At 75.3% G+C, this 22,743-nt stretch carries 22 protein-coding genes; 13 read left to right on the plus strand and 9 right to left on the minus strand.

Annotation, left to right across the window (positions count from 1 at the left end; translation table 11 throughout):
* Positions 1–49: 49 nt before the first annotated feature.
* Positions 50–613, plus strand: coding sequence for a hemerythrin domain-containing protein (locus OIE12_RS30220; RefSeq protein ID WP_329140802.1), 564 nt, complete (start codon positions 50–52; stop codon positions 611–613).
* Between the two features lie 15 nt (positions 614–628).
* Here the strand turns inward: OIE12_RS30220 and OIE12_RS30225 are convergent, their stop codons facing one another.
* Together OIE12_RS30225 and OIE12_RS30230 are read right to left on the minus strand one after the other, a co-directional pair.
* Positions 629–1,213 carry a MarR family winged helix-turn-helix transcriptional regulator gene (locus tag OIE12_RS30225; protein WP_329140804.1) on the minus strand — a complete coding sequence of 195 codons (585 nt, stop codon included), beginning with the start codon at positions 1,211–1,213 and terminating at the stop codon, positions 629–631.
* On the minus strand, positions 1,200–2,345 hold the full coding sequence (locus tag OIE12_RS30230; protein ID WP_329140806.1) for a PP2C family protein-serine/threonine phosphatase: 1,146 nt from the start codon (positions 2,343–2,345) through the stop codon (positions 1,200–1,202). The genes OIE12_RS30225 and OIE12_RS30230 overlap by 14 nt, the downstream gene beginning before the upstream one ends.
* Positions 2,346–2,867: 522 nt before the next feature.
* Here OIE12_RS30230 and OIE12_RS30235 point away from each other — a divergent pair.
* The 4 genes from OIE12_RS30235 to OIE12_RS30250 are packed head-to-tail and all read left to right on the plus strand — an operon-like array spanning position 2,868 to position 5,290.
* Positions 2,868–3,920, plus strand: coding sequence for a hydrogenase expression protein HypE (locus tag OIE12_RS30235; protein WP_329140808.1), 1,053 nt, complete (start codon positions 2,868–2,870; stop codon positions 3,918–3,920).
* Positions 3,921–3,970: 50 nt separating this feature from the next.
* Positions 3,971–4,135, plus strand: coding sequence for a hypothetical protein (locus tag OIE12_RS30240; RefSeq protein ID WP_329140810.1), 165 nt, complete (start codon positions 3,971–3,973; stop codon positions 4,133–4,135).
* Positions 4,128–4,703, plus strand: a complete 576-nt coding sequence (locus tag OIE12_RS30245) for a NifU family protein (protein WP_329140812.1) — start codon at positions 4,128–4,130, stop codon at positions 4,701–4,703. Before OIE12_RS30240 ends, OIE12_RS30245 begins: the two co-directional genes overlap by 8 nt.
* Complete coding sequence (locus OIE12_RS30250) at positions 4,700–5,290, plus strand: DUF5947 family protein (protein WP_329140814.1); 591 nt, start codon at positions 4,700–4,702, stop codon at positions 5,288–5,290. Before OIE12_RS30245 ends, OIE12_RS30250 begins: the two co-directional genes overlap by 4 nt.
* A 148-nt stretch (positions 5,291–5,438) precedes the next feature.
* Here OIE12_RS30250 and OIE12_RS30255 read toward each other — a convergent pair whose 3' ends face one another.
* On the minus strand, positions 5,439–6,167 hold the full coding sequence (locus OIE12_RS30255; protein WP_329140816.1) for a helix-turn-helix domain-containing protein: 729 nt from the start codon (positions 6,165–6,167) through the stop codon (positions 5,439–5,441).
* A gap of 168 nt (positions 6,168–6,335) precedes the next feature.
* Between OIE12_RS30255 and OIE12_RS30260 the strand changes: the two genes are divergently transcribed.
* Positions 6,336–6,749 carry an ATP-binding protein gene (locus tag OIE12_RS30260; protein WP_329140818.1) on the plus strand — a complete coding sequence of 138 codons (414 nt, stop codon included), beginning with the start codon at positions 6,336–6,338 and terminating at the stop codon, positions 6,747–6,749.
* Positions 6,750–6,923: 174 nt separating this feature from the next.
* Here OIE12_RS30260 and OIE12_RS30265 read toward each other — a convergent pair whose 3' ends face one another.
* Complete coding sequence (locus OIE12_RS30265) at positions 6,924–7,760, minus strand: SAM-dependent methyltransferase (RefSeq protein ID WP_329140820.1); 837 nt, start codon at positions 7,758–7,760, stop codon at positions 6,924–6,926.
* A gap of 298 nt (positions 7,761–8,058) precedes the next feature.
* Between OIE12_RS30265 and OIE12_RS30270 the strand changes: the two genes are divergently transcribed.
* Entirely contained in the window at positions 8,059–9,309 is a 1,251-nt protein-coding gene (locus OIE12_RS30270) for a PP2C family protein-serine/threonine phosphatase (RefSeq protein WP_329142321.1), read from the plus strand.
* A gap of 379 nt (positions 9,310–9,688) precedes the next feature.
* On the plus strand, positions 9,689–10,903 hold the full coding sequence (locus OIE12_RS30275) for an amidohydrolase (protein WP_329140822.1): 1,215 nt from the start codon (positions 9,689–9,691) through the stop codon (positions 10,901–10,903).
* A 22-nt stretch (positions 10,904–10,925) separates the two neighbouring features.
* On the opposite strand, the gene OIE12_RS30280 is transcribed toward OIE12_RS30275, so the two are convergent.
* Complete coding sequence (locus OIE12_RS30280; protein ID WP_329140824.1) at positions 10,926–12,020, minus strand: MGDG synthase family glycosyltransferase; 1,095 nt, start codon at positions 12,018–12,020, stop codon at positions 10,926–10,928.
* 468 nt (positions 12,021–12,488) lie between these two features.
* Here OIE12_RS30280 and OIE12_RS30285 point away from each other — a divergent pair, with 468 nt between their 5' ends.
* From OIE12_RS30285 to OIE12_RS30305, 5 genes are read left to right on the plus strand one after another with little or no spacing between them, the layout of a single operon-like run.
* Positions 12,489–13,730 (plus strand): NAD(P)/FAD-dependent oxidoreductase, encoded by a 1,242-nt coding sequence (locus OIE12_RS30285; RefSeq protein WP_329140826.1) that lies wholly within the window; start codon positions 12,489–12,491, stop codon positions 13,728–13,730.
* On the plus strand, positions 13,727–14,506 hold the full coding sequence (locus OIE12_RS30290; RefSeq protein ID WP_329140829.1) for a DUF1365 domain-containing protein: 780 nt from the start codon (positions 13,727–13,729) through the stop codon (positions 14,504–14,506). Before OIE12_RS30285 ends, OIE12_RS30290 begins: the two co-directional genes overlap by 4 nt.
* The gene (locus OIE12_RS30295; protein ID WP_329140831.1) at positions 14,503–15,816 is read left to right on the plus strand and encodes a class I SAM-dependent methyltransferase; all 1,314 of its coding nucleotides are present in this window, start codon (positions 14,503–14,505) and stop codon (positions 15,814–15,816) included. The genes OIE12_RS30290 and OIE12_RS30295 overlap by 4 nt, the downstream gene beginning before the upstream one ends.
* Positions 15,813–17,147 carry a cyclopropane-fatty-acyl-phospholipid synthase family protein gene (locus OIE12_RS30300; protein ID WP_329140833.1) on the plus strand — a complete coding sequence of 445 codons (1,335 nt, stop codon included), beginning with the start codon at positions 15,813–15,815 and terminating at the stop codon, positions 17,145–17,147. The genes OIE12_RS30295 and OIE12_RS30300 overlap by 4 nt, the downstream gene beginning before the upstream one ends.
* Positions 17,144–17,980 carry a DUF1295 domain-containing protein gene (locus OIE12_RS30305; protein WP_329140835.1) on the plus strand — a complete coding sequence of 279 codons (837 nt, stop codon included), beginning with the start codon at positions 17,144–17,146 and terminating at the stop codon, positions 17,978–17,980. The genes OIE12_RS30300 and OIE12_RS30305 overlap by 4 nt, the downstream gene beginning before the upstream one ends.
* A gap of 40 nt (positions 17,981–18,020) precedes the next feature.
* Here OIE12_RS30305 and OIE12_RS30310 read toward each other — a convergent pair whose 3' ends face one another.
* From OIE12_RS30310 to OIE12_RS30325, 4 genes are all read right to left on the minus strand, one after another.
* Positions 18,021–19,484, minus strand: coding sequence for an FG-GAP-like repeat-containing protein (locus OIE12_RS30310; protein ID WP_329140837.1), 1,464 nt, complete (start codon positions 19,482–19,484; stop codon positions 18,021–18,023).
* Between the two features lie 182 nt (positions 19,485–19,666).
* Positions 19,667–20,161, minus strand: a complete 495-nt coding sequence (locus tag OIE12_RS30315; RefSeq protein ID WP_329140839.1) for a lamin tail domain-containing protein — start codon at positions 20,159–20,161, stop codon at positions 19,667–19,669.
* Positions 20,162–20,318: 157 nt separating this feature from the next.
* The gene (locus tag OIE12_RS30320; RefSeq protein ID WP_329140842.1) at positions 20,319–21,320 is read right to left on the minus strand and encodes a TAXI family TRAP transporter solute-binding subunit; all 1,002 of its coding nucleotides are present in this window, start codon (positions 21,318–21,320) and stop codon (positions 20,319–20,321) included.
* Positions 21,317–22,741: a sensor histidine kinase gene (locus OIE12_RS30325; protein ID WP_329140844.1), complete on the minus strand. Its 1,425-nt coding sequence runs from the start codon at positions 22,739–22,741 to the stop codon at positions 21,317–21,319. Before OIE12_RS30325 ends, OIE12_RS30320 begins: the two co-directional genes overlap by 4 nt.
* Between the last annotated feature and the right edge of the window lie 2 nt (positions 22,742–22,743).

Raw genomic sequence — 22,743 nt, forward strand, 5'->3', positions numbered from 1 at the left:
TGTCCCCGGAGGAACGGCGCGCGTGCCTCCGCCCGGCCGGAGGACCCCGGTGAACCGGCTGCGGAGCCTGCTCCAGGACGACCACGACGCCATCCAGTGCCTCCTCGACGACCTCACCGGCACCCCCGATCCCGACACCGGACGGCGGCAGCGGCTGGCCCGGCGGCTCGTCGCCCTGCAGTCCGCGCACGAGCTGGCGGAGGAGCGGGTGGTCTGGCCCGCGGTGCGCAGACTGTGCGAGGACGGCGGCGCGCTCGCCGGGACGGCGCTGGCGCAGGAGGGCGAGGCGAAGCGGGCGCTCGACGAGCTGGCCCGCCTCCCGTCCGGCAGCCCGGAGTTCACCGCGTGCGTGCACACGGTGGCCGCGCTGAACCGCACGCATCTGGCCTACGAGCAGGACCAGGTGTGGCCGCGGCTGGAGACCCGCCTCACCGAGCGGGACGACGCCCGGCTCGCCCGGCAGTGGCGGGCCACCCGCCGGCACACCCCGACCAGGCCCCACCCCCGTCTGCCGGCGCATCCGGCGGTGCTCGGCACGGTGGGGACGGCGGTCGCGGTGCTCGACCGCGCCCGCGACGCGCTCAGCGGGCGCACCGCGGCCGGGCGGACCTGAACGGGCGCGGAGCCGTTACGCGGAGACGTCCGCCCACCCCGGCGGATGCGCCGGAGTGCCCTCCACCGCGGGCGCGGACGGTTCGCCGCCCGCCTCGTTGAACGCCGTGAGCGCCTCGATGAGGGTCGCCCGCTGCCCGGAAGTGAGCCGCCGTACGATCCCGGTGACCTCCTGGCGGCGCCGGGCCATCACATGGTCCACCACCTGCCTGCCCTCGTCGGTGAGCGTCAGCAGGGTCTCGCGGCGGTTGCCCGGGTTGACCCGCCGCTCCGCGAGGCCCGCCGCGATGAGCCGGTCCACCATGCGCATCGCGGTCGAGGGGGCGACCTGGAGCAGCTCCGCGAGGACCACCAGCTTGGTGGCGCCCCGGGTGGAGAGCACCACCAGCATCCGGAACTGCGGCAGCGTGATCCGGTCCTCGACCTCCGCCAGGGAGCGGGCCGACACCGCGACCAGCAGCCGCGAGGCGGTCAGCACCGCCCGCGCCACGTCGTCCACGTCCCCCGCCGGCCGCACACCCTCCGCCCGCGGCGCCCCACCCGCCTGCCGCGCGCCGCCCGCCGGCAGCCCGTCGTCCACCGGCTTCTCACTCTCGGGCATGGGCCCCTTCCTCTCGTTCCCCTCGTGCCGCGACGCCCGCCGCCCGCGCGCCGGCGAGGCCCGGTGCCGTCGCGTGCGCGCGGTAGCGCAGCAGCAGCATGGCCGCGTCGTCGTGGAGCGGTCCGTCCGCATGACGCACCAGATCGTCCCGCAGTGCCTCCAGGGCACCCTGGGCGTCATTCTCCTTCAACAGCACCGCCCGGTCGGCCAGCGGGTAGAACCGCCGCCGGGCGTCCCGGGTCTCGGTGACGCCGTCGGTGTACAGCAGCACCTGCTCGCCGGGGGCGAAGTCCACCCGGAACGGCTCGGCGGGGTCCCCGCCGTGAGCGGTCAGGCCGAGCGGCAGCGCGTACGCGGGCGGTTCGGGGAAGTCGACCGAGCCGTCCGCGCGGACCACCATCGGCGCCGGATGGCCGTAGTTGAGGAAGACGACGCTGTGGTCGGGGCGGACCTCGCCGAGGATCGCGGTCACGAACCGCTCGCTCTCGGTGTCCCGCTCCATGCTGCGCTCCAGACGGGCGCCCACCGCGAGCAGGTCCGGCTCGTCGTGCGCGGCCTCGCGGAACGCGCCGAGCACCACGGCCGCCGTCTCCACCGCGGCCAGCCCCTTGCCCTGCACGTCGCCCACGATGACGCGGATACCGTGCGGGGTGGCGACCACCTCGTACAGATCCCCGCCGATGTGCGCCTCGGCGACCGCGGAGGTGTACGACACCGCGATCCGCAGCGGCCCCGCGCTCAGCGGCACCGGCCGCAGCAGCACCCGCTGGGCGACCTCGGCCACCGAGCGGACGCTCGCCAGCTCCGCCTCGCGCCGCCGGCGCATCACCGCGGCGGCGATCGCGGCACCGGTGACCCCGGCCACCGACGCCATCGCCGCATAGCCCCGGCGCTCCGCGAACAGCCCGTCGTACATCCCGAGGGCCACGCACACCAGCAGCGCCGCCACCCCGATCAGCGTGGTGCGCCGCCAGCCGCCGACCAGTCCTGCGAACGCGGGCCCCAGCGAGACGAGGGGGAGCAGTCCGACACCCGGTCCGGCGAGGACGTCGGTGGTCACCACGACCACGACGACGGCGACCGGCAACCACGACAGCGTGACCTGGCCGGGCTGTGGTCGCTTCGCTGCCATGACTGCTCCCGTACTGGAACCCGTGCCGGAAAACCGCCCTTCCGACGGCTTTCCCCTTGCTTTTTAGACTATGCAAAGGTCCTCGGGCGGTGCCGCGGGCGGCACTCTCCGTTACTCAAACGAGGCCCCGTGTCCGATCCGGCGCCCCGTGCCCCGCCGCCCTCACTCCAATGCCGCCGACAGCGGGCGGGAGCGGCGCCCCGGTGCCAGCGTGAGGGCGGGCGTGGGGACCCGTACGCACGGTGACGTCGCGGCACGAGGAGGCGACAGCGACATGGTGGACAACCCCGGCGCCGGCTCCGCCGAGGTGGCAGGCGTCCTCCCGGCCGGCGGCGGCAGGCCGCGCCCGCGCGGGAGGGGCGCCACCCCGGGGACCGCCGGACACCCGGAGGAACGGACCGCACCCGCCCGACCCCGTCCGCACGCCCCCGGCCCCCCCCCCCCCCCGGACCCGACCCCGCCGGCACCGGCGGCCGCGACCCGCGACCGACTCCGCGACCGTCTCCGAGGGAGGCCGAGCACATGAGCACCGCAAGCATCGCCACCGAGGTCAGCCAGGAACCCGAAACCCCCGGCGAACGCCCGGGGTTCGACGAGATACACATCCTCTGGATCGCCGAGGGCACGAGCCGCGACGGCGACACCGTCTCCATGACCGCCGCCGGCCGGTCCGCCGTCGAGGACATCGTCCTCGGGCTGATGCCCGGCCTGCCCAAGGTGCACCTCCACGACAAGGTGCTCTCCCCGAGCCCGGGCGGCGAGGACCACCTCGGTCCCTTCCGGGCCGCCGCCCGCGGCGAACTCGGCCCGTTCGTCCTGGTCGTCGAGGGCTCCGTGCCCCACCAGGACATCATCGAGGCCGACGGGCCGAACCGGTGGATCGACCGGCTCGCCCCCGAGGCGTGGGCCGTGGTGGCCGTCGGCACCTGCGCCACCTTCGACGACGGCCACACCATGACGGGCAACCCCACCGGCAGCCCCACCGGCTCCATGGCCCTGGCCGACCGCCTCGGCCGGGACTTCACCTCCCGGGGCGCGCTGCCCGTCGTCAACATCCCCGGCTGCCCCGTCCAGCCGGAGAACGTCATGGAGACCCTCACCTGGCTCCTCCACCACGCGGCCGGCACCGCCCCGCCCCCGCCGCTCGACCACATGCTGCGCCCCCAGTGGCTGTTCGGGAAGACCGTCCACGAGGGCTGCGACCGGGCTGCCTCCCCCGGGCACGCCACCTTCACCAAGGACCACGACTCGCCCAAGTGCCAGGTGAAGGTCGGCTGTTGGGGCCCGGTGGTGAACTGCGACGTGCCCAAGCGCGGCTGGACGGGCGGCATCGGCGGCTGTCCCCACGTCGGCGGCATCTGCGTCGGCTGCACCGTGCCCGGCTTCCCCGACGCGTTCGTGCCGTTCATGGACGAGCCCACCGGCGGCAGTCCGTCGTCGCCCCTCGTCAAGCCCTACGGGGCGGTCATCCGGCGGCTGCGCGGCATCACCGGCCTCGCCGCCGGCCAGGAACCGAAGCGGCACCACGACAAGGCCGAACCGACCAGCGGCCACGCCCCCCACCGGCGCCCCTGAGCACCCCGGGGCGCCGCCGATCCCGAGCGAGGAACGAGGCAGGAACAGTGATGACGGCAACCGCGGACCAGGCCCTGGGCGGGGAACGCAAGCCGCCGCAGATCGTGGACAGCGGCTTCGACCCCTGTCCGTACCGCGGCGCGGACAGGTACCTGGGCAAGGGCCGCGCACTCACCAAGACCCACTCGCCGACCTACGGAGCCGACCATGGCTGAACACACCACGGCCGCGCACGGCCCCGGCGCCGGCCGGCTCGACGACCCGGCCGTCGAGGACCGCCTCGCCCGCATCGACGACCTCCTCGGCCGCGTCGAGGACGCGCCCGGACCCACGGCACGCGCCGCCGTCGAGGCCGTCGGCGCGCTCACCGAGGTCTACGGCGAAGGGCTCGCCCGGGTCCTCGACCTCGCCGACGAGACGCTCGCCGCCCGGCTCGCCGAGGACCAGCTCCTCGGCCATCTGATGGTGCTGCACGACATCCACCCCGACCCGGTCGAACGCCGGGCCGAACGCGCCGTCGACGGACTGCGCACCGTCGTACGCGAACGCGGCGGCGACATCGAACTGACCGGCATCGACGACGGCGTCGCCCAGGTCCGGCTCGACGTCAAGGGCTGCGGTTCGACGACCGCGGGCCTGGAGGACGCCGTACGGGAGACCCTGCTCGCCGCCGCACCCGAGCTGTCCGGCGTCGAGCGGGTGCGCGACCCCGCGGCGGACGCCGCCTTCGTCCCGCTCGACACCCTGACCCTCCGCCCCGCCGAGCCCCAGGGGTCGCCGTGACCGCGGGCGCGCTGGCCCGGGTGATCCGCGGCGCCGCCGACCGGCGGGCCGCGGACGCCGAACGCTGCGACCTGTGCGGCGCCCCGGTCCCGGTCGAACACCAGCACCTCTACGACACCGAGCGACAGGAACTGCACTGCGGCTGCCACCCGTGCGCCCTCCTCTTCGCCCAGGGCGGCACGGCCGGCGGCCGCTACCTCCTGGTGCCGCGACGGCGGCTGCGGCTGCCGCCCGTGGACACCGCCGCCCTCGGCGTCCCGGTCGGCCTCGCCTTCTTCGTCCGCCGCCCGGACGGCACCGTCACCGCGCACTACCCGAGCCCCGCCGGCGCCACCCGCTGGGAGGCCGACGCCGGCGCCTGGCGGGCCGCGGTGGACCGCCACCCCGAGCTGGCCGGCCTGGCACCCCACGTGGAGGCCCTCCTGGTCAACACGGCCCGGGGCGTGAGCCACCACTGGATCACCCCGATCGACGACTGCTTCCGCGTGGTCGCCGTCGTACGGCGGGAGTGGCGCGGACTGTCCGGCGGCGGCCGGGTCTGGCCCGCGATCGAGGAGTTCTTCGCCTCGCTCACGGAACGGGAGTGAGCGAGGCGTTCCCCAACGGCCCGGCGAGCACGCCGCACCCACCGCCCGGCCGAGCCGCACCTGGATATGGCCCCGCGCCCCTGATCAGGGGCGCGGGGCCATATCCAGGGCCGTGTGGGCGCGATCCCTCGCGGGGTCCGGGGCGGGATCACACCGTGATGCGGCGGCCCGTGGTCTCCGTGGGGTCCACTCGGATCCACAGTTCGCGGACGCCGCCCGCCCACGGTTCGCTGTGGGCCCGTTCGGTGAGGCGACGTACAGACCCGGGGTCGGTGACCGCCCGGGCGTGCCCCCGGACCAGTACGCTCCACCCCTCGCTCAACGCCTCGTCCACCCGGTCGACCTCGAAGGCGACCCGGCTGCCGACCGCCAGCGCCGGCGTCGTCCCGGGCGCGGTCCGGAAGACGATCGAGCCGTCGACGACGCTGTAGTTGACCGGCACCACCACCGGCCCCGACGCCGTGTTCACCGCCAGCCGTCCCACCCCGTGCGAGGCGAGCAGCGCCCGGCACTCCCGCACGCTCAGCTCGGTGAACGCGGGGTGCGGGGCCGCCTGTCCCTGCCCCGGGGGCCGCTCGGCCGCGCCGCCGGTGAACTCGGTGACCGTCGTCCGCAGCACGTCCGCCAGCCGCAGCAGCACGTTCGTCCCGGGCGTGGCCCCCGCGCTCTCCTCCAGATACCGGAGATAGTCCGGCGCCATGCCCGCCCGGGCCGCCGCGTCCTCCCGGGTCAGCCCCAGCTCCCGGCGCCGGTGTGCCAGCCGGCGGCCGAGGTCACCGGCGCCCGCGCGTTCCGGGGCGGGCTGCTCGCCGGGCGGCTGCCCGGGAGCGGAGGGGTCCCGGTCGCGGCCGGACGGGGGCTGCTGCTGGTCGGACATGGCGCCTCGCTTCCTTCCGCCGGGCCGCCGGCACGGGGCCCGGCCCGGTACATCCTGCTTCGCTCCGTAGTCTCCAGCTTGTCCCAGACGGGGGCGGTCCGCCGCACAGTCATGCGGGGGCCCGGCGCGGGTACCCGTAACCCCGGACGGCACCCGGGGAGGACGACGGTGAACGAATCGCTGCGAGCAGTGGGCTGGGCGCGCTCCCTGCCGATGAGTACCGGTGCGAAGGTCGCCCGCGACTGGACCCGCGGGCATCTGAACACCCTCGGCTGGACCACCGAGGCGCCGGAGACGGCCGACGCGGTGCTGCTGACCGTCTCGGAGCTGGTCACCAACGCCCATGTGCACGCCCGCAGCAGCGCCCAGTTGGTGCTCACCTGGGACACCCGGTGCCTGCACGTCGCGGTGCACGACTCCTCGCGGGAGCTGCCCGTGGCCCAGCCGCCCAGCGGGGAACGCCTCGGCGGACGCGGCATGTTCCTCGTCGACGCGCTGGCCGACACCCTGCAGACCCGTCCCTGCCCGGACGGCAAGACGGTGATCGCCTGCTTCCGGCCGCCGGGCGCGAAAAAGAACTGAAATCAGCGCGCATATATGCGTGTTGAGGGGGCACCAGCAGATACGACAGGCTCGGCGGAACGCCTACCCCCCCTGGCGGACCGAGCCTCCCGGCCCCGCCGCACCCCCCCTTCGCGGCGGGGCCGACCCTTGTCCGGGCCGTCCGTACGCGCAGGTCAGGGGGTGCGGGAGGGGTCAGCCGTCCTTGCGGCCGACGCCCGCGAACACCCAGTACTCCGACGGGTTGTCCGGAACGTGGTCGTCCGGGCCGGGGCGCCACAGCGGTACGTGGACCAGGCCCGGGTCGACGAGGTCGAAACCGTCGAAGAGCCCGAGTATCTCCGCCCGGGAGCGGGCGGTGACGGGCGAACTGGCCCGGGAGCGGTACAACTTCCCCACGGCGGCGGCCGTGTCGGGACGGTCCTGGTTGGTGGCGTGCGTCAGCGCCAGCCAACTCCCCGCGGGCAGAGCGTCGCGGAACGCGGCCACTATGCCCGCCGGGTCCTCCTCCGCGGTGACGAAGTGCAGGATCGTGATCATCAGTACGGCCACGGGCCGGTCGAGATCGATCAGTTCCCGCAGCCGGGGGGAGGCGAGGATGTCGGCCGGGCGGCGGATGTCGCCGTCGACGATGGCCGCGTCCGGGTTGTCGGCGAGCAGCGAGGTGCTGTGCGCGACCGCCACCGGGTCGTTGTCGACGTAGACGACCCGGGCGCCGGGGGAGGCCGCCTGCGCCACCTCGTGGACGTTGCCCTGGGTGGGGATGCCGGAGCCGAGGTCGATGAACTGCCGTACGCCGGAGTCGACCAGGAAACGGACGGCACGGCCCAGGAAGGAACGGTTCGCCCGGGCCAGAGTGCGCACCTGGGGGTCGATGGCGGTGAACGCCGCGAGGGCCTCGCGGTCGATGGCGAAGTTGTGCTGGCCACCGAGCATCGCGTCGTACATACGCGCGACGCTCGCTTTTTCGGGGTCTACTCCCTGCGGGAGACCTTCGCCGATGGGCACATCAACTCCTCCGACAGCGAGCATCCTTGACGCAACATCATATAGTTGCCGAGGTTGCCCGGACAGGCCCGTTCCTGCTGTGCGACCGGCCCCCGGCCCCACCCGGAAAGGCACGATCCTGCGGAACGAAGCACGCGCCCAGCCCGAGCCGGCCCCCGCCGCTCCGCCGGCCCCGCACCGGCCGGCCGGCCCGTCCGCGACTGGTCCGTCCGCGGCTGGTCCGTCCCTCACCGGCCCGTCTCCGGCCGGTGCGGCGGTGGACGGTCTCATCGGTTCCGCGCTCGATCTGCGGCTCACCGGCGGCCATGTCGTGCACTCCCTGATGCCGGAGTTCTGCGACGCGTCCTCCGTGTACCTGCTGGAACGGTGGTTGCAGCAGGAGAACGCCTTCCTCACCGCCGACCCGCCGCAGATCGAGGCGCGCCGGCTGGCGATGGGGACGGGCTACCGCTCGGGCCCCGAGTGGGAGCGCCGGCTGCCGCTCGGCGAGGTGGTGGTCTTCCCCCGCGAGACCCCGTACGCCCGTGCGCTCGCCACCGGGCGGCCGCAGGTGCTCGCCATGATGGACGACCACACCTCCGAGCGGCTCACCGCCGCGCGGGGCGGCGATCCGCGGCTGCGGGAGGTGCTGCGGTCCGTCTCCCTCCTCGTCGTCCCGCTGCGGCTGCGGGAGGCGGCCGTCGGGGTGATCGTCTGCACGCGGGGGCCGAACCGGCCGCCCTTCCGCGCCGACGACGCCGCGCATGTGGAGGCGCTCGCCGGGCGGGCGTGCGTGGCGCTGGACAACGCCCGCCGGTACGAGCACGAGCGGCGCACCGCCCTCGCCATCCGGACCAGCCTGCTGCCGGCGACCGCACCGGAGTTCGAGGGCTGCCGGATCGCCCACGGGTACCTGCCGGCGGGGCAGGACACGGTCATCGGCGGCGACTGGTTCGACGTGCTGCCGCGGCCCGGGCACCGGGTCAGCCTCGTCGTCGGGGACGCGATGGGGCACGGGCCGGAGTCGGCGGTCGCGATGATCCAGCTCCGTACGGCGGTCCGGACGCTGGCCGGGTTCGACATCGCGCCGGCCGAGCTGATGCGGCGGCTCGACGCGCTGGCGTGCGACACGCCGGGGGCGTCGTTCGCGACGTGCATGTACGCGGAGTGGGACGCGCGGCGGCACACCTGTACGGTCGTCGCGGCGGGGCACCCGCCGCCGCTGATCCGGGGCCCCGACCGGGCCGCCGGGCCGCTCGCGCTGGCCAGCCCCGGGCTGCCGCTGGGGCTGGGGACGGGGACGTACGAGCCGACGGTGGTCGAGGTGTCCGAGCCGACGCTGCTCGTGCTGTACAGCGACGGTCTGGTGGAGTCCCGCCACACCGACATCGACCAGGGCATCGCGCGGCTGGCCCGCGCGCTCGACGCGGACGGCCGCCCGACGGCCGGGGACCGCCCCGTCGACACGGCGGACGTCGCGGGGGCGGACGGTTTGCGCGAGCTGTGCGAGGGGTTGTTGCGGGGGGCGGCGGAGGTGGGCACCGCGGATGACCGCACGCTGCTGGTGGCGGAGCTGACGCCGACGCCGGACTGACGGTGCGGGTGGTATGCGCCGGGGCGCGTGCTTGGGGTGCGTGGTTGTGTGCGGGGTCGGTGGGCGTTTGTGCAGTTCCCCGCGCCCCTTTGGGGGGTGGCTGAGCCGCGTTGTTGTGTGCGGGTGTGTTGGGGTTGTTTGCGCAGTTCCCCGCGCCCCTGGGGATTCGGGGGGCATGGGACGCGGCCCCGGGCGTTTTCGGGGGTCCAGGGGGCGGAGCCCCCTCGGGGGTGGGTTGTGGCGGGTCCGGGGGCGGAGCCCACGCCCGCCCCCGCCCCCGGGGTCGAAGGGGCGGAGCCCCTTGGGATGGGGAGGGTAGGGGCAGCGGGGGCGAGGGAACCTGGGGTGGGAGACAGCGGGTCGAGTACCGGAGGTACAGGTGAGCGGTGAGGTGTACGCACGTGTACGGGACGAGGTACGGCGCCGGGCCGACCGGCTGTGGGACGTGGCGCTCACCCTGCACGCCGACCCCGAGTACGCCTTCGAGGAACACCGCGCCACCACCCTCCTCACCACCGAACTCGACCGCGAGGGCTTCGCGGTCGAACACGGCACCGCCGGCCTCCCGACCGCCTTCACCGCCCGCGCAGCCGCCCCCCAGAGAGACGCCCCCACCGTCGCCCTCCTCCTCGAGTACGACGCCCTGCCCGGCCTCGGCCACGCCTGCGGCCACAACCTGATCGCCGCCGCCGGCCTCGGCGCGGCGCTCGCGACGCGGGCCGCCCTGGCGGACACCCCCGGCACCGTCCTCGCCATCGGCACCCCCGCCGAGGAAGGCGGCGGCGGCAAGGTCACCGAAGTGGAGGCGGGCGTCTTCGACGACGTGGACGCCGCTCTCATGTTCCACCCGGGGGTGTACGACTGGCAGTGGGCACCCCTCACCGCCCAGGCCCAGTACCGCGTCGGCTTCCACGGCCGCGCCGCCCACCCCACCGGCAACCCCACGGAGGGCATCGACGCCCTCGCCGCCCTCGTCCAGCTCTTCAACACCCTCGCCGTCACCGGCCGCCGGCTCCCGGCGGGCTCGCACGTGCAGGGGATCGTCACGCACGGCGGCAAGGCCACCAACATCGTCCCCGAGTACGCCGAAGGACTGTTCGGGCTGCGCGCGCTCACCACCGCCGCCCTCGACGACCTCGCGCACGACCTCGCCACCAGCGCGGAGGGGGTCGCCCGCGCGACCGGCACGCGGGTGGAGGTCGAGCGCGCCGCCCAGGGTTACGCCCACTTCCGCGACAGCACCGCGCTCTCCGGCCGGTTCGCCGCGCACCTCGCCCGCGCGGGCATCGAGCTCACCCCGCCCGCCCCGGGCGTCTACCTCGGCTCCTCGGACATCGGCGACGTCAGCAACCGGGTGCCCGCGATCCACCCGTTCGTCGCGATCATGGGGTCCGACGGCTCGGACCACACCCCCGAGTTCGCCGCCGCCGCGGCCTCCGACCGGGGCCGGGAGGTGCTGCTCGCGGCGGCCGAGGCGCTGGCGTGCACCGCGGCGGACGTCCTCCTGGACGAGGGCCTGCGGCAACGGGCGTGGGCCGACCACACCGACCACACCGACCACCCGGGCCCGGCCCACACCGGCCACACCACCTGACCGGGCCCGCGGCCACCGGCCGCTACCCCGCCCGCACCCGCTCCGTGAGCGCCAGCAGCCGGGCCAGCGGGTCCTCGTCCCGGAACAGCGTCCGGGCGTGCTCGATCCGGCTCCGCCGCGCCTCGCCGTCGGCGGTCAGCCGGTCCAGCGCGTCGCACAGTGCGCGCTCGTCGTCCGCCACCTCCGTCAGCCCCAGCGCCGCCATCCGCCGTACGCCCTCCTCGCCGTGGCCCGGGATCGGCCGGTAGCCGATCACCGGCAGTCCGGCGGCGAGCGACTGCACGGCGGTCTGCCCGGCCGCGTTGTCCACCAGCGCGCGGGCCGCGTGCAGCAGGCCGGGCATGTCGCTCACCCAGCCGGGTGCGAGGACCCCGGGAACGTCGGCGAGGGCCCGCCGCAGCCGGTCGTTGCGCCCGCAGACCACCACCGGCAGACAGCCCCGCCCGGTGAGCAGCCCGGCCGTCGCGGCGAGCCCGGTCGCGGCGCCCCAGGCACCGCAGGACAGCACGACGGGCGTCCGCCCGGGACCGTACCGCGCGAAGAGCTGCCGCCAGGCGTCCGCGCCGGAGGAGCCGCCGGGGGCTCCGTCGGGGGAGTCCGCGGCGAAGTCGGGGGACACGCACGGGCCGGTGGTCACGGCGGGCCGGCGGATGTCCTCGCGGACCTCCCCGGTGGCCTCGTCGGTCAGGCAGAGATAGAGGTCGTTGCCCGGGTGCAGCCACTGCCGGTGCACGGCGAAGTCGACGACGTACACGGCGCTCGGCACCTTCAGCGCGCCCCGGCCGCGCAGATGGCCGGTCAGCTGCGCGGCGAGGTGGAACACCGGCACCACCACGTCCGGACGGAACCGCGCCACCCGCTCGGCCAGCCGGTCCCCGGCGAGCCGGGCCAGCGGCACCCCGCTCGGCCTGCTGCCCGACCCGCGGCGCAGGAAGAGCCGGTACAGACCGGCGTACGCCCACGGGTAGTGCCGTACCGAGGACTGGTAGAAGCCGCGCAGCCCGGTGCCCAGGTGGTAGGGCAGGAGTTCGAGGACGTCGAGGACCTCGGCCTCGTGGCCCCGCTCCCGGGCCCGGCGGGCGAGTTCGGCGGCCACCGTGTCGTGTCCGGCGCCCATGCTCGCGCTCAGGATCAGCAGTCGCCGCCCGTCTCCCGCCCGGGGCGGTACGGCGGCGGTCCGTGCAGCGTGTCGCCCGGGCGCGGAGGACCCGGGCACGGAAGAGGAAGGGACTCGCACCGGAGCCGACTGCCCCGCCCTTTCCCGTCCAAACGGGGTCCACTGCGGATCTTCACCCCGAATGGGGCTCGTGCGGCTCGGAGGCCCCGGCCCACCCCCCCCGTTCCGGAAAAGATCCGCTTTCGGCCAATCCGGTGACGCGCCGGCCCCGGATTACCCGCGACAACGCACACGGCCGGGGAGGAGACGTCGATGGCGCCGGCGCCGAAGGACGCACCGCACGAGCGGACGGCGGGGTCCGCGCACAGCGGAAGCGGAAGCGGAAGCGGAGGCGGAAGCGGAGGCGGAAGCAGGGGCGAGGGCAGAGGCGGAGGCGGAGGCGGGGACGGCAGGCGGCGCGTCGCCGTCGTGGGCAGCGGGGTCGCGGGCCTCACCGCCGCGTACCTGTTGGCCCGTACCCACCACGTCACGCTGTACGAGGCGGACGACCGGCTCGGCGGCCACGCCCACACCCACACGCTGACCTCCTCCGACGGCCGCAGGCACCGCGTCGACTCCGGATTCATCGTGCACAACCGCCGCACCTACCCGCACCTGCTGAGGCTCTTCGACGAACTGGGTGTCGCCACGCAGGAGTCGGAGATGAGCATGTCGGTGCGGTGCGAGGGGTGCGGGCTGGAGTACGCCGGCGCCCGCGGCCCCACCGGACTCCTCGCCCACCCGCGCAACCTCCTGCGCGGCCGGTATCTGCGGATGCTGCGCGAGGTGCCCGCCTTCCACCGCGCGGCCCGCCGACTGTTGGCGGAGGACGGGGAGACCGACGGGTTCACCCTCGGCGAGTTCCTCGGCCGCGAGCGCTTCTCGCCCTACTTCCGCGCCCACTTCATGACCCCGCTCGTCTCCGCCGTCTGGTCCTGCGACGCGGCCACCGCCCTGCGCCACCCGGCCGCCCATCTGTTCCGGTTCCTGGAGCACCACGGGATGCTCTCCGTCGGCGGCTCGCCGGTGTGGCGCACGGTGACCGGGGGCTCGCGACGCTACGTGGACCGGGTCGCCGAACGGCTCGACACCGTCCGCACCACCGCCCCCGTCCGCGCCCTGCGCCGGCACGCCGACGGCGCCGAGATCGTCACCGGGGACGGCGCCACCGCCGCGCACGACGCCGTCGTCGTCGCCACCCACCCCGACCAGGCGCTGCGCCTCCTCGCCGACGCCACCCCGCGGGAGAAGGAGGTGCTCGGCGCCTTCCGCTACTCCCGCAACACCACCCTCCTGCACACCGACACCACCCTCCTCCCGCGCGCCCAGGGCGCCCGCGCCTCCTGGAACTACCTGATGCCCTCCTGCACCGCCGCCGCCGACCATGTCCGGGTCAGCTACGACATGAACCGGCTGCAACGCCTCGACGCCCCCGAGACGTTCGTCGTCACCCTCGGCGGCGAGGACCGCGTCGACCCCGGCAGCGTCCGCGCCCGGATGGTCTACGACCACCCCGTCCACACGCCCGCCTCGGTGGCCGCCCAGCGCCGGCTGCCCGAACTGGACACCGACGTCTGCGCGTTCGCCGGCGCCTACCACGGCTGGGGGTTCCACGAGGACGGCTGCCGCTCCGGGGTCCGGGCCGCCGCCGTCCTGGGGGTGCGCTGGTGACGGCGGCCCCCACCGGCGCGCCCGCGCTGTACCCGTGCGTCATCCACCACGTGCGCACCGCGCCCACCCGGTACGCGCTGCGCCACCGCACCTATCTGTGGCTCCTCGACCCCGACACCCCGCCCCGGCTGCCGCGCCCGCTGCGGCCCTGGGCCCGTTTCGACCCGCGCGACCACTTCGACGGCACCGCGCCCACCCTGCGCGCGGGCCTCGACCGGTTCCTCGCCGGACACGGCGTCGACCTCCGGGGCGGCCGCGTCCTGATGCTCACCCAGGCCCGTGTGTTCGGGTACGTCTTCAACCCGCTCACCCTGTACTGGTGCCACGGCCCCGACGGCCGCCCGCGCTGCGTCGTCGCCGAGGTGCACAACACCTACGGGCAGCGGCACGGTTACCTGCTGACCACCCCCGAGGCCACCGAGGAGGGGACGGGCGCGGAGTACCGCACCGGCAAGGAGTTCTACGTCTCACCGTTCTTCCCCGTCGACGGCCGCTACCGCATGCGGCTGCCGGAGCCGGGGGAGCGGCTCGACCTCACCGTGCACCTCGAACGCGAGGGCGGCCGGCCCTTCACCGCCACCGTCCGGGGCGCCCGGCGGGCCGTCACACCGGGCGCGCTGCTGCGGCTCGCGCTGCGCCACCCGTGGTCCACCCTCGCGGTGTCCGCCGCCATCCGACTGCACGGCATCCGCCTCTTCCTGCGCGGTCTGCCCGTGCGGCCGCGCCCCGGCCGCCCCCGCCGCCCCGGTAAGCCCCTTCAGGAGAAAGCGACATGAGCACAACCCAGTCCGCCACCCCGCGCACCCGCCCGTCGGTGACCACCGCCCCGCCCGGGCGTCCCTCCGCCGTCGACCCCGTCCGCTGGCCCGACGTGGCCGCGCCGCCGCGGTCCTCCCGGCTCCGTACCGCCGTCACCGCCGCCGTCGTACGCCGGGCCCTGGACCGGCTGCCGCTGAACGTCCGCTGCGCCGACGGCACCCGGGCCGGGACGGGCGGTCCCCTGCTGGAGATCCGGGACCCCCGGGCGTTCCACGGCCGCATCGGCTCCCAGGGGCTGGTCGGCTTCGGGGAGTCGTACATGGCCGGTGAGTGGGACGCCCCCGACCTCGTCGCCACCCTCGGTGTGTTCGCGGCCCACGCCGCCGACCTGATCCCCGCCCCGCTGCAACGGCTGCGCCGCATATGGGAGTTGCGCCGCCCCGACCGGGAACGCAACACACCCGCCGGCGCCCGCGACAACATCAGCCGCCACTACGACCTGTCCAACGACCTGTTCACGCTCTTCCTGGACGACACCCTCACCTACTCCTCCGCCGTCTTCCGCGGCCTGCCCGCCCGTCAGGACCTGCTCGCCGCCGCCCAGCACCGCAAGATCGACCGGCTGCTCGACCTCGCCGAGGTCGGCGAGGGCACCCGGCTCCTGGAAATCGGCACCGGCTGGGGCGAACTGGCCCTGCGGGCCGCCGCACGCGGCGCCCACGTCACCTCGCTCACCCTCTCCCGCGAACAGCGCGACCTCGCCCTCGCCCGGATCGCCGGGGCGGGCCTCAGTGACCGCGTCTCGGTCGAACTGTGCGACTACCGCGAGGCCCGGGGCACCTACGACGCCGTCGTCAGCGTCGAGATGATCGAGGCCGTCGGCGCGGAGTTCTGGCCGGTGTACTTCCGCGCCCTCGACGAACGGCTCGCCCCCGGCGGCCGGATCGCGTTGCAGGCCATCACCATGCCGCACGACCGGATGCTCGCCAGCCGCGCCACCTTCACCTGGATCGGCAAGTACATCTTCCCCGGCGGGCTGCTGCCCTCCGTCGAGGCCGTCGAGGAGACCGTGCGGGAGCACACCGGCCTGACCGTCGCCCGCCGCGACGGCTTCGGCGCCCACTACGCCGAGACGCTGCGGCTGTGGCGGGAGCGGTTCACCGCGCGCGCCGACGAGGTCGACGCGCTCGGCTTCGACGAGACCTTCCGCCGCATGTGGACCTTCTACCTCGCCTACTCCGAGGCCGGGTTCCGCTCCGGCTACCTCGACGTCCAGCAGTACCTGTTCACCAAGCGGACCACGCACGAGGAGAACACCGCACGATGAGCCCCGCCCCCACACCCCGGCCCGGCACCACGCGGCGCGGCGCCGCGCACCGGCTCGCCGCGCTCGCCGAGGACGCGCTCGGCGGCCCCCTCCCGGTCCGGCTGCGCACCTGGGACGGCACCGAGGCCGGCCCCGCCGAGGCCCCCGTCCTCGTCGTCCGCACCCGGCGCGCGCTGCGCCGGCTGCTGTGGGAACCCGGCGAACTCGGCCTGGCCCAGGCGTACGTGACCGGGGAGATCGACGTCGAGGGCGACCTCGCGCACGGGCTGCGGCTGATGTGGGCCGCCGCCCGCGAACGCGGACTGCACGCCCCCCGCCTCACGCTCGCCGACCGGGCCCGCGCGGCCGGCATCGCGCTGCGGCTCGGCGCCGTCGGCCCCCGCCCCGCCGCCCCGGCCACCCAGGCCCGGCTGCGCGGCGGACCGCACAGCAAGGCCCGCGACCGGGCCGCCATCAGCCACCACTACGACCTGTCCAACGACTTCTACCGGCTGCTCCTCGACGAGACCATGGCCTACTCCTGCGGCTACTGGGCGAGCGAGAACGCTGACTTCACTGCCTTCACCCCGGCCGACGCCCAGCGGGCCAAGCTGGAGCTGGTCTGCCGCAAGCTCGGCCTGGTTCCGGGCGCCCGGCTGCTCGACATCGGCTGCGGCTGGGGCTCGCTCACCCTGTACGCCGCCGAACGGCACAAGGCGCAGGTCACCGCCGTCACCCTGGCCCGCGAACAGGCCGCGTACGTACGGGAGCGGGTGTGCGAGCGCGGCCTCGAACACCGGGTGGAGGTGGTGTGCCAGGACTACCGGGACATCACCGGCGGCGGCTACGACGCCGTCTCCACGATCGAGATGGGCGAACACGTCGGCGACGACGCCTACCCGGCCTTCGCCGCCGCCCTGCACCGGCTGCTCCGCCCGCAGGGCCGCGTGCTCGTCCAGCAGATGTCACGCGGGCGCACCGCGCCCGGCGGGGGCCCGTTCATCGAGGGGTACATCGCGCCCGACATGCACATGCGCCCGCTCGGCGAGACCGTCGGCCTGCTGGAGGGGGCGGGTCTGGAGGTGCGGTCGGTGGAGTCGCTGCGCGAGCACTACGTGCGCACCGTCGAGGCCTGGCACCGCACCCTGGAGGAGCGGTGGGCCGACGCCGTCGCACTCGTCGGCGAGGAGACCGCGCGGGTGTGGCGGCTCTATCTCGTCGGCGGGGCGCTGGCGTTCGAGGAGCGGCGGATGGGCGTCGACCAGATCCTCGGCGTACGCACCACCCCGGGCGGCGGCAGCGGCATGCCCGCGACTCCGCACCGCTGGTACACGGGACCGGAGGTGCCGTGAGCGCGCTCGCCGCCGGAGACCCCGGCTTCGACTGGCAGGCGTTCGCGGGCGGCCTCGGCTGGTCGGCCACGGCCGCGTTCGGCGTCATGCTCGCCACCTTCGCCGTCGCGCTGCGCAAGGGCGTGCACCGCGTGGTGGACAGCGCCTGGGGCATCGGCTTCGCCGCGGTCGCCCTCGTCACCTGTGCCGTCTCCGCGGACAGCGGTGACACCGGGCGGCGGGTCCTGGTGACCGTCCTGACCGCCGCGTGGGGGCTGCGGCTCGCGGTGCACATCGCCCGGCGCGGACGCGGCCACGGGGAGGACCCGCGCTACGAGAGGCTGCTCGCCAAGGCCCCCGGCAGCCGCACCTGGTACGCGCTGCGCACGGTCTACTGCCTCCAGGGCGCCCTGGTGTGGCTGGTGTCGCTGCCGGTGCAGGCCGCCTCGTACGCCCCGGGCCCGCTCGGCGTCCTCGCGTGGGCCGGGACGGCGGTGTGGGCGGTGGGGCTGTGCTTCGAGGCGGTGGGGGACGCCCAGTTGACCCGGTTCAAGGCCGACCCCGGGCACCGGGGCCGGATCATGGACCGGGGCCTGTGGGCCTGGACCCGGCACCCCAACTACTTCGGGGACTTCCTCGTCTGGTGGGGGCTGTACCTGGTGGCGTGCGACGCGGGGGTGCCGGGCGCGGCGGCCGGCGCCGTCTCCCCGCTCGTCATGACCTTCCTGCTCACCCGCGGCAGCGGCAAGGCGCTCCTGGAGCGGCACATGGCCGGCCGCCCCGGCTACGCCGAGTACGCCGCCCGCACCAGCGGCTTCTTCCCGTGGCCGCCGGGACGGGGCGGGCCGACGTGACGGATCGAAGGGGCGGGGCGGGCCAGGCCGGCGGGGTGGTTCAGGCCGGCGGGGCGGACAGGGCCGCGCCGAAGGACGCCTTGACCGCCTCGTAGCCGAAGGAGTCGGGGCCGAAGAGGAGGGAGCCCTCGCCGGTGAGGCCGCCGTCGCCGCCGTAGAGCAGGCTCACCGCGCCGGTGCCCTTCCACTTGCCGCGCGCCCCGACGGCCAGGTCGGTGGTGCCGTCGCCGTTGTAGTCGCCCGGGGCGAGCGCCGCGCCGAACAGGTCGCCCGTCTCGGCCACACCGACGACGCCCTTGGTGTCCAGGGAGAGCGTCCGCGCGGCCGAGGAGTCCAGCCGGCCGTCGCCGCCGGGGACGACGGTGAGCGCGCCGGCGTTGGAGAAGCCGTCGCTGTCCGGTGCGCTCGTGTCGCTGACCAGGAGGTCGGCGTGGCCGTCGCCGTTCACGTCCGCGAGGGCGGCGGCGGTGCCCTGAGGGGGGCCGCCGTCCCACACCACGGCGTGCGCCGCGTCGAGGCCGCCCGTGCCGCCGGGGAAGGTGCGCAGGAGGTAGTCGTCGGGGCCGTCGGAGAAGCCGGTGTCGATGACGACGTCGTCCTTGCCGTCGCCGTCGACGTCCCCGACCACGGCGTCGTAGTCCGCGAACGGCAGGCCGATGTTCCGGCCCAGCGGCGTGCTCTTGAGCCCGCTCCTGGAGCCGGGCAGGACACCGAGGGTGCCCTCGTCGGCCGGGTCGTCGAAGTAGGCGACGGTGACCAGGTCGTCGTAGCCGTCGCCGTCGATGTCGCCGCTCTCGATGCCGTGCGTGCCGGCGCCGCCGCCGGGCGGGGTGATGCGGGTGAGCTTCGGCGCGGTCGTCGTGCGCAGGTTCTTGGAGCCGGGCAGCACGTCGACCTTCGTGCCGTCCACGACGGCGAGGTCCTTCAGCCCGTCGTGGTCGAAGTCGCCCAGGGCGAGCCGGCCGCCGAAGCCCTGCCGGGCGGTGACGGTCGGGGAGTGGAAGGCGATGGCCTTGTCGGACAGCCCGGTGGGCGACCCGAAGACCACCGTCACCGAACCGGCGCCCTTGACGTCGCCGATGGCCTCGCCGCTCGCGCCGACGACCAGGTCGGCGTACCCGTCGCCGTCCATGTCGCCCAGCGCGAGCGCGGACCCGAACCGGTCACCGGCCTCCGGGGTGCCCGGCACCCCGGCGTGGGACTGGGTGAGCCCCTGGTGCCGGTCGACCCGGACGCCGCCGGAGGTGCCGAAGGTCAGCGCCACGTAACCGGCCTTGGCGTGGTCCTTGACGGCGGCGTCGGGCGCGCCGACCGCGAGGTCGTCATACCCGTCGCCGTCCAGGTCGGCGGCCTTGCCCGCGCCCGCCCCGGCCGCGGCGAGCGCCACGGCGCCGCTGTCGGCGGCCGGTACGGCCGTACCGGACCCGGCGGGCTGTACGACCACCGCCAGCGCTCCCACGACCACGGCCGCGGCGGCCCCCACCGACAGCTTGGCTCTGCCCATGTCCGTTCCCTCTCCCCGAAGGTGCTTCCCGCCCCGCGCACCCGGTGCGCCGGCCGGAGCCGGCACGGGTGTGCGCAGGAGGAGACCGACGAGGAGGTGAAATGGTTGGGCCGGAACGGGAAACTCCGCGTGACGGTCCGGACCGGGCCGCGTGCGGGCGGGGGCGCCGGTGGTGCGGCGGCTCAGCCGTGGAAGGTGATGTACCCGTTGCCGTCGCGGTCGTTGGCGGACTTGCTGTACGCGTGCACGTCCGAGCGGGGGCCCGACGGCTTGTACAGGTAGATCGTGTCCTTGTCGTTGTTCCAGACGAAGTTGCAGTTGTCGCGGTAGACGACGTTGCCCGCGTCGGAGTCGTTGCCGTTGCCGCCGCGCAGCTTCACGTAGTCGCCGGGCTGGAGGTAGTGGTTCGCGGTGAACTTGAACCGGTTGCCGGCCGCGTCCTTCACGACGTAGTTCTTCAGGTTGACCGTCGCGGTCTTCGAGTAGTTCTTGATCGTCAGGTACTCCTGCTTGGTATTGCCCGACGTGCAGCTGTTGGAGTCCCGGCCCGGCGCGTCGTACTGGACGCCGCGGATCTTCAGCGCCGACGAGTACTCGGCGGCCTGGGCCGGGGCGGCTATGACGGCGGCGAGGCTGCCGGCGGTGGCGGCCACGACGATGGCATGACGCTTGCGCATGAGGAATCCCCCCTCAACGGTGCGGATGAAGCGGATGGAGCCTACACGCCGCATGACGGGAAAGTGGCGAGAGGGTGCAGAAAGTGTGAAGTGGCAGGTGGGGGTGGTGGTTGGACGGTGGTTGGACGGTGCTCCGTGTCGCGGTCGGGGACCGTGCTCAGCCGTGCAGCGACCGGTAGGCGTCCACGCTGCCCGGGTGCAGCGGGATGCTCCCGGTGCCGATCAGACTGCGGACGTCGAGGAACTGGGTGCCGACCACGTGCGTCGGCACCAGCGCCCCGGCGTGCCGGACCAGCAGCCGGGTGAGCGCGTCCGCGACGGCGCGCGGCAGACCCGGGCGGCACACCAGCAGATTGGACACGCCGATGGTCGCGGTGCCGCCCGCGCCCCGGTACGCCCCCTGCGGCAGCGCCACCTGGTCGAGCCCCGAAGCCGCCAGCCCCCGCGATCCGCCCAGCCGGGGCAGCAACCCCGCCAGCGGCAGGAACCGCAGCCCGGGCCGGGCGGCCAGGCCGGCCAGTACGGGGATGGGGGCGCCGCCCGCGACCAGCAGGGCGTCGACGGTCCCGCCGCGCACGGCCCCGGCGACGGCCGTCATCGGCAGATGCCGCACCGCCACGTCCCGGCCGGGCTTGAGCCCCGCCGCCCGCAGCACCCGTTCGCCGAGCAGCGCCCCGCCCGAGCCGGTGGCGCCCAGCCACACGGTGTGCCCGGCGAGACCGGACACGTCCCGCACGGCCGCGTCCGCCACCACGGCGAACTGCAGATACGTCTCGTAGACCCGGCCGATCGCCCGCAGCGGCACCCGGCGGCCGAACGGTGCCCCGCCCTCGGCGGCGGTGCGCGCGGTGTCGGTGAGCACCAGCGCGAGGTCGGCGCTCCCCGCCCGCAGCCGCTCGATGTTGTCGACGCTCGCGGCGGTGGTGAGCACCTCGCAGCGCAGCCGCGGCAGGGTCGAGTCGATCAACTCGGCGAGCAGCCGCCCGAACGCGGCGTGCACCCCCTCGGACTCCCCGGTCGCCAGCCGGAGCACGCCCGTGGGGCCCGGGTCCCGCGCGGAAGCGTCCCCGCCGAGCGCCGCGCCCAGCGCGAGGGTCCCGAGCACACCGAGCCCGCCGCGCAGGGCGGCACGACGGCGGAAGGGCAGGCTCTCGGTCATGCGGTGCCTCCCGCGCCCGGACCGCCGTCCGGCTGCCCGGCCGGGACGACCGCCGTGGCCCGCAGGCCGTGCGGGACGGCCGACGTCAGGTGCAGCCGGCCGCCGCGGCCGGACAGGAGCTGCTCGGCGATGGCCAGGCCCAGGCCCGTGCCGGTCGTGCCGGGATGGCGGCCGGAGCGCCAGAACCGCTCGGTGGCGCGGCCGAGTTCGGCCGGGTCGAGGCCGGGGCCGTCGTCCGTCACCCTCAGGACGGCGCTCCCGTCCTCCCCCCGCCCGCACTCCACGGTGACGGTGGCGTCCGGGCCCGCGTACTTCAGCGCGTTGTCCAGCAGGATGTCGGCGATCTGGGCGAACTCGCGGTCGCCGCACGCGGCCGGCACCGGCGGGTCGGCGTGCGCGAGCAGCCGCACCCCCGCGCGGCGGGCCACCGGCTCCCACAGCCGCGCCTGCGTCAGCGCCACGTCCGCCGCGTCGCAGTGCGCGGCCTCCTCCTCGTCGGCCACCGCCAGCTCCCCGGCCCGCTGCTCGGCGGCGGCCAGCGCCAGCAGATCGTCCAACAGGGTCTCCAGCCGGTCCAGTTCGGTGGTGACACCGGCGTACGTGCGCTCGGCGGAGCCCGGCAGATGGAGGTGCAGCGCGTCCACCCGCAGTCGCAGCGCCGCCATCGGGTTGCGCATCTGGTGGGAGGTGTCGGCGAGCAGCCGGCGCTGCTGCTCCAGGGCCGCCGTGACCGCGCTCGCCATCCGGTTGAACCCGGTGGCCAGCTGCCGCAGTTCCGGCGGCCCGCCGGCCCGCGCGTACTGCGGTGGCAGCCCCGCCGCCAGCCGGCCCACCGCCCGGTCCAGCCGGCGCAGCGGGCTGACCACCCAGCGGGTCGCCGCCCGCGCCAGCACCGTGCAGGCCACGGCGACCAGCGCCGTACCGGCCCCCACGACCGCCCAGCGCCGCGCGATGTCCCGCGCCGCCGCCCCCACCGAGGCCCGCAGCACCACCGCGCCCGACACCTGCGTGCCCGTACCGGCGGGCTCGGCGAACATCACCGGCCCGTGCGACCAGGGGCGCAGCACGCCGCCGGGGTGCGCGGTACGGTTCCGCAGCGCCGCGTCGACGAGGCGGGCCACCCGGGGGTCGGCCGCCCGCATGCCGCCGGTCTGCACCACGGGACGGCGCCGGGTGTCGACGACGACCAGCGGTTCGCCGTACAGCTGTGTGTACCGCCGGGCCTCGGTGACCACCTGCGAGGTCTCCCCGGTCGTCGCCGCCTGGTCCATGAGGGAGGCGAAGCGGTCCAGATCGGCCGTGCGGGCCAGCACCAGCTGCTGGGTGCGCTCGGAGGCGGTGAACGTCAGCAGCGGGATCGCGAACGCGGCCACCGCGAGCACGGCGAACGCCAGCAGCGCGGCCTGGACCCGGGTGCGCACGG

Source organism: Streptomyces sp. NBC_00670, assembly GCF_036226765.1.
Lineage (GTDB): Bacteria > Actinomycetota > Actinomycetes > Streptomycetales > Streptomycetaceae > Streptomyces.

Coding starts and splice junctions, on each gene's coding strand:
- OIE12_RS30225 (WP_329140804.1), bottom strand. CDS start 1,213: ATGCCCGAGAGTGAGAAGCCGGTGGACGACGGGCTGCCGGCGGGCGGC.
- OIE12_RS30280 (WP_329140824.1), bottom strand. CDS start 12,020: ATGGGCGCCGGACACGACACGGTGGCCGCCGAACTCGCCCGCCGGGCC.
- OIE12_RS30315 (WP_329140839.1), bottom strand. CDS start 20,161: ATGCGCAAGCGTCATGCCATCGTCGTGGCCGCCACCGCCGGCAGCCTC.
- OIE12_RS30230 (WP_329140806.1), bottom strand. CDS start 2,345: ATGGCAGCGAAGCGACCACAGCCCGGCCAGGTCACGCTGTCGTGGTTG.
- OIE12_RS30255 (WP_329140816.1), bottom strand. CDS start 6,167: ATGTCCGACCAGCAGCAGCCCCCGTCCGGCCGCGACCGGGACCCCTCC.
- OIE12_RS30270 (WP_329142321.1), top strand. CDS start 8,059: ATGCCGGAGTTCTGCGACGCGTCCTCCGTGTACCTGCTGGAACGGTGG.
- OIE12_RS30295 (WP_329140831.1), top strand. CDS start 14,503: ATGAGCACAACCCAGTCCGCCACCCCGCGCACCCGCCCGTCGGTGACC.
- OIE12_RS30300 (WP_329140833.1), top strand. CDS start 15,813: ATGAGCCCCGCCCCCACACCCCGGCCCGGCACCACGCGGCGCGGCGCC.
- OIE12_RS30235 (WP_329140808.1), top strand. CDS start 2,868: ATGAGCACCGCAAGCATCGCCACCGAGGTCAGCCAGGAACCCGAAACC.
- OIE12_RS30310 (WP_329140837.1), bottom strand. CDS start 19,484: ATGGGCAGAGCCAAGCTGTCGGTGGGGGCCGCCGCGGCCGTGGTCGTG.
- OIE12_RS30265 (WP_329140820.1), bottom strand. CDS start 7,760: ATGCTCGCTGTCGGAGGAGTTGATGTGCCCATCGGCGAAGGTCTCCCG.
- OIE12_RS30245 (WP_329140812.1), top strand. CDS start 4,128: ATGGCTGAACACACCACGGCCGCGCACGGCCCCGGCGCCGGCCGGCTC.
- OIE12_RS30320 (WP_329140842.1), bottom strand. CDS start 21,320: ATGACCGAGAGCCTGCCCTTCCGCCGTCGTGCCGCCCTGCGCGGCGGG.
- OIE12_RS30240 (WP_329140810.1), top strand. CDS start 3,971: ATGACGGCAACCGCGGACCAGGCCCTGGGCGGGGAACGCAAGCCGCCG.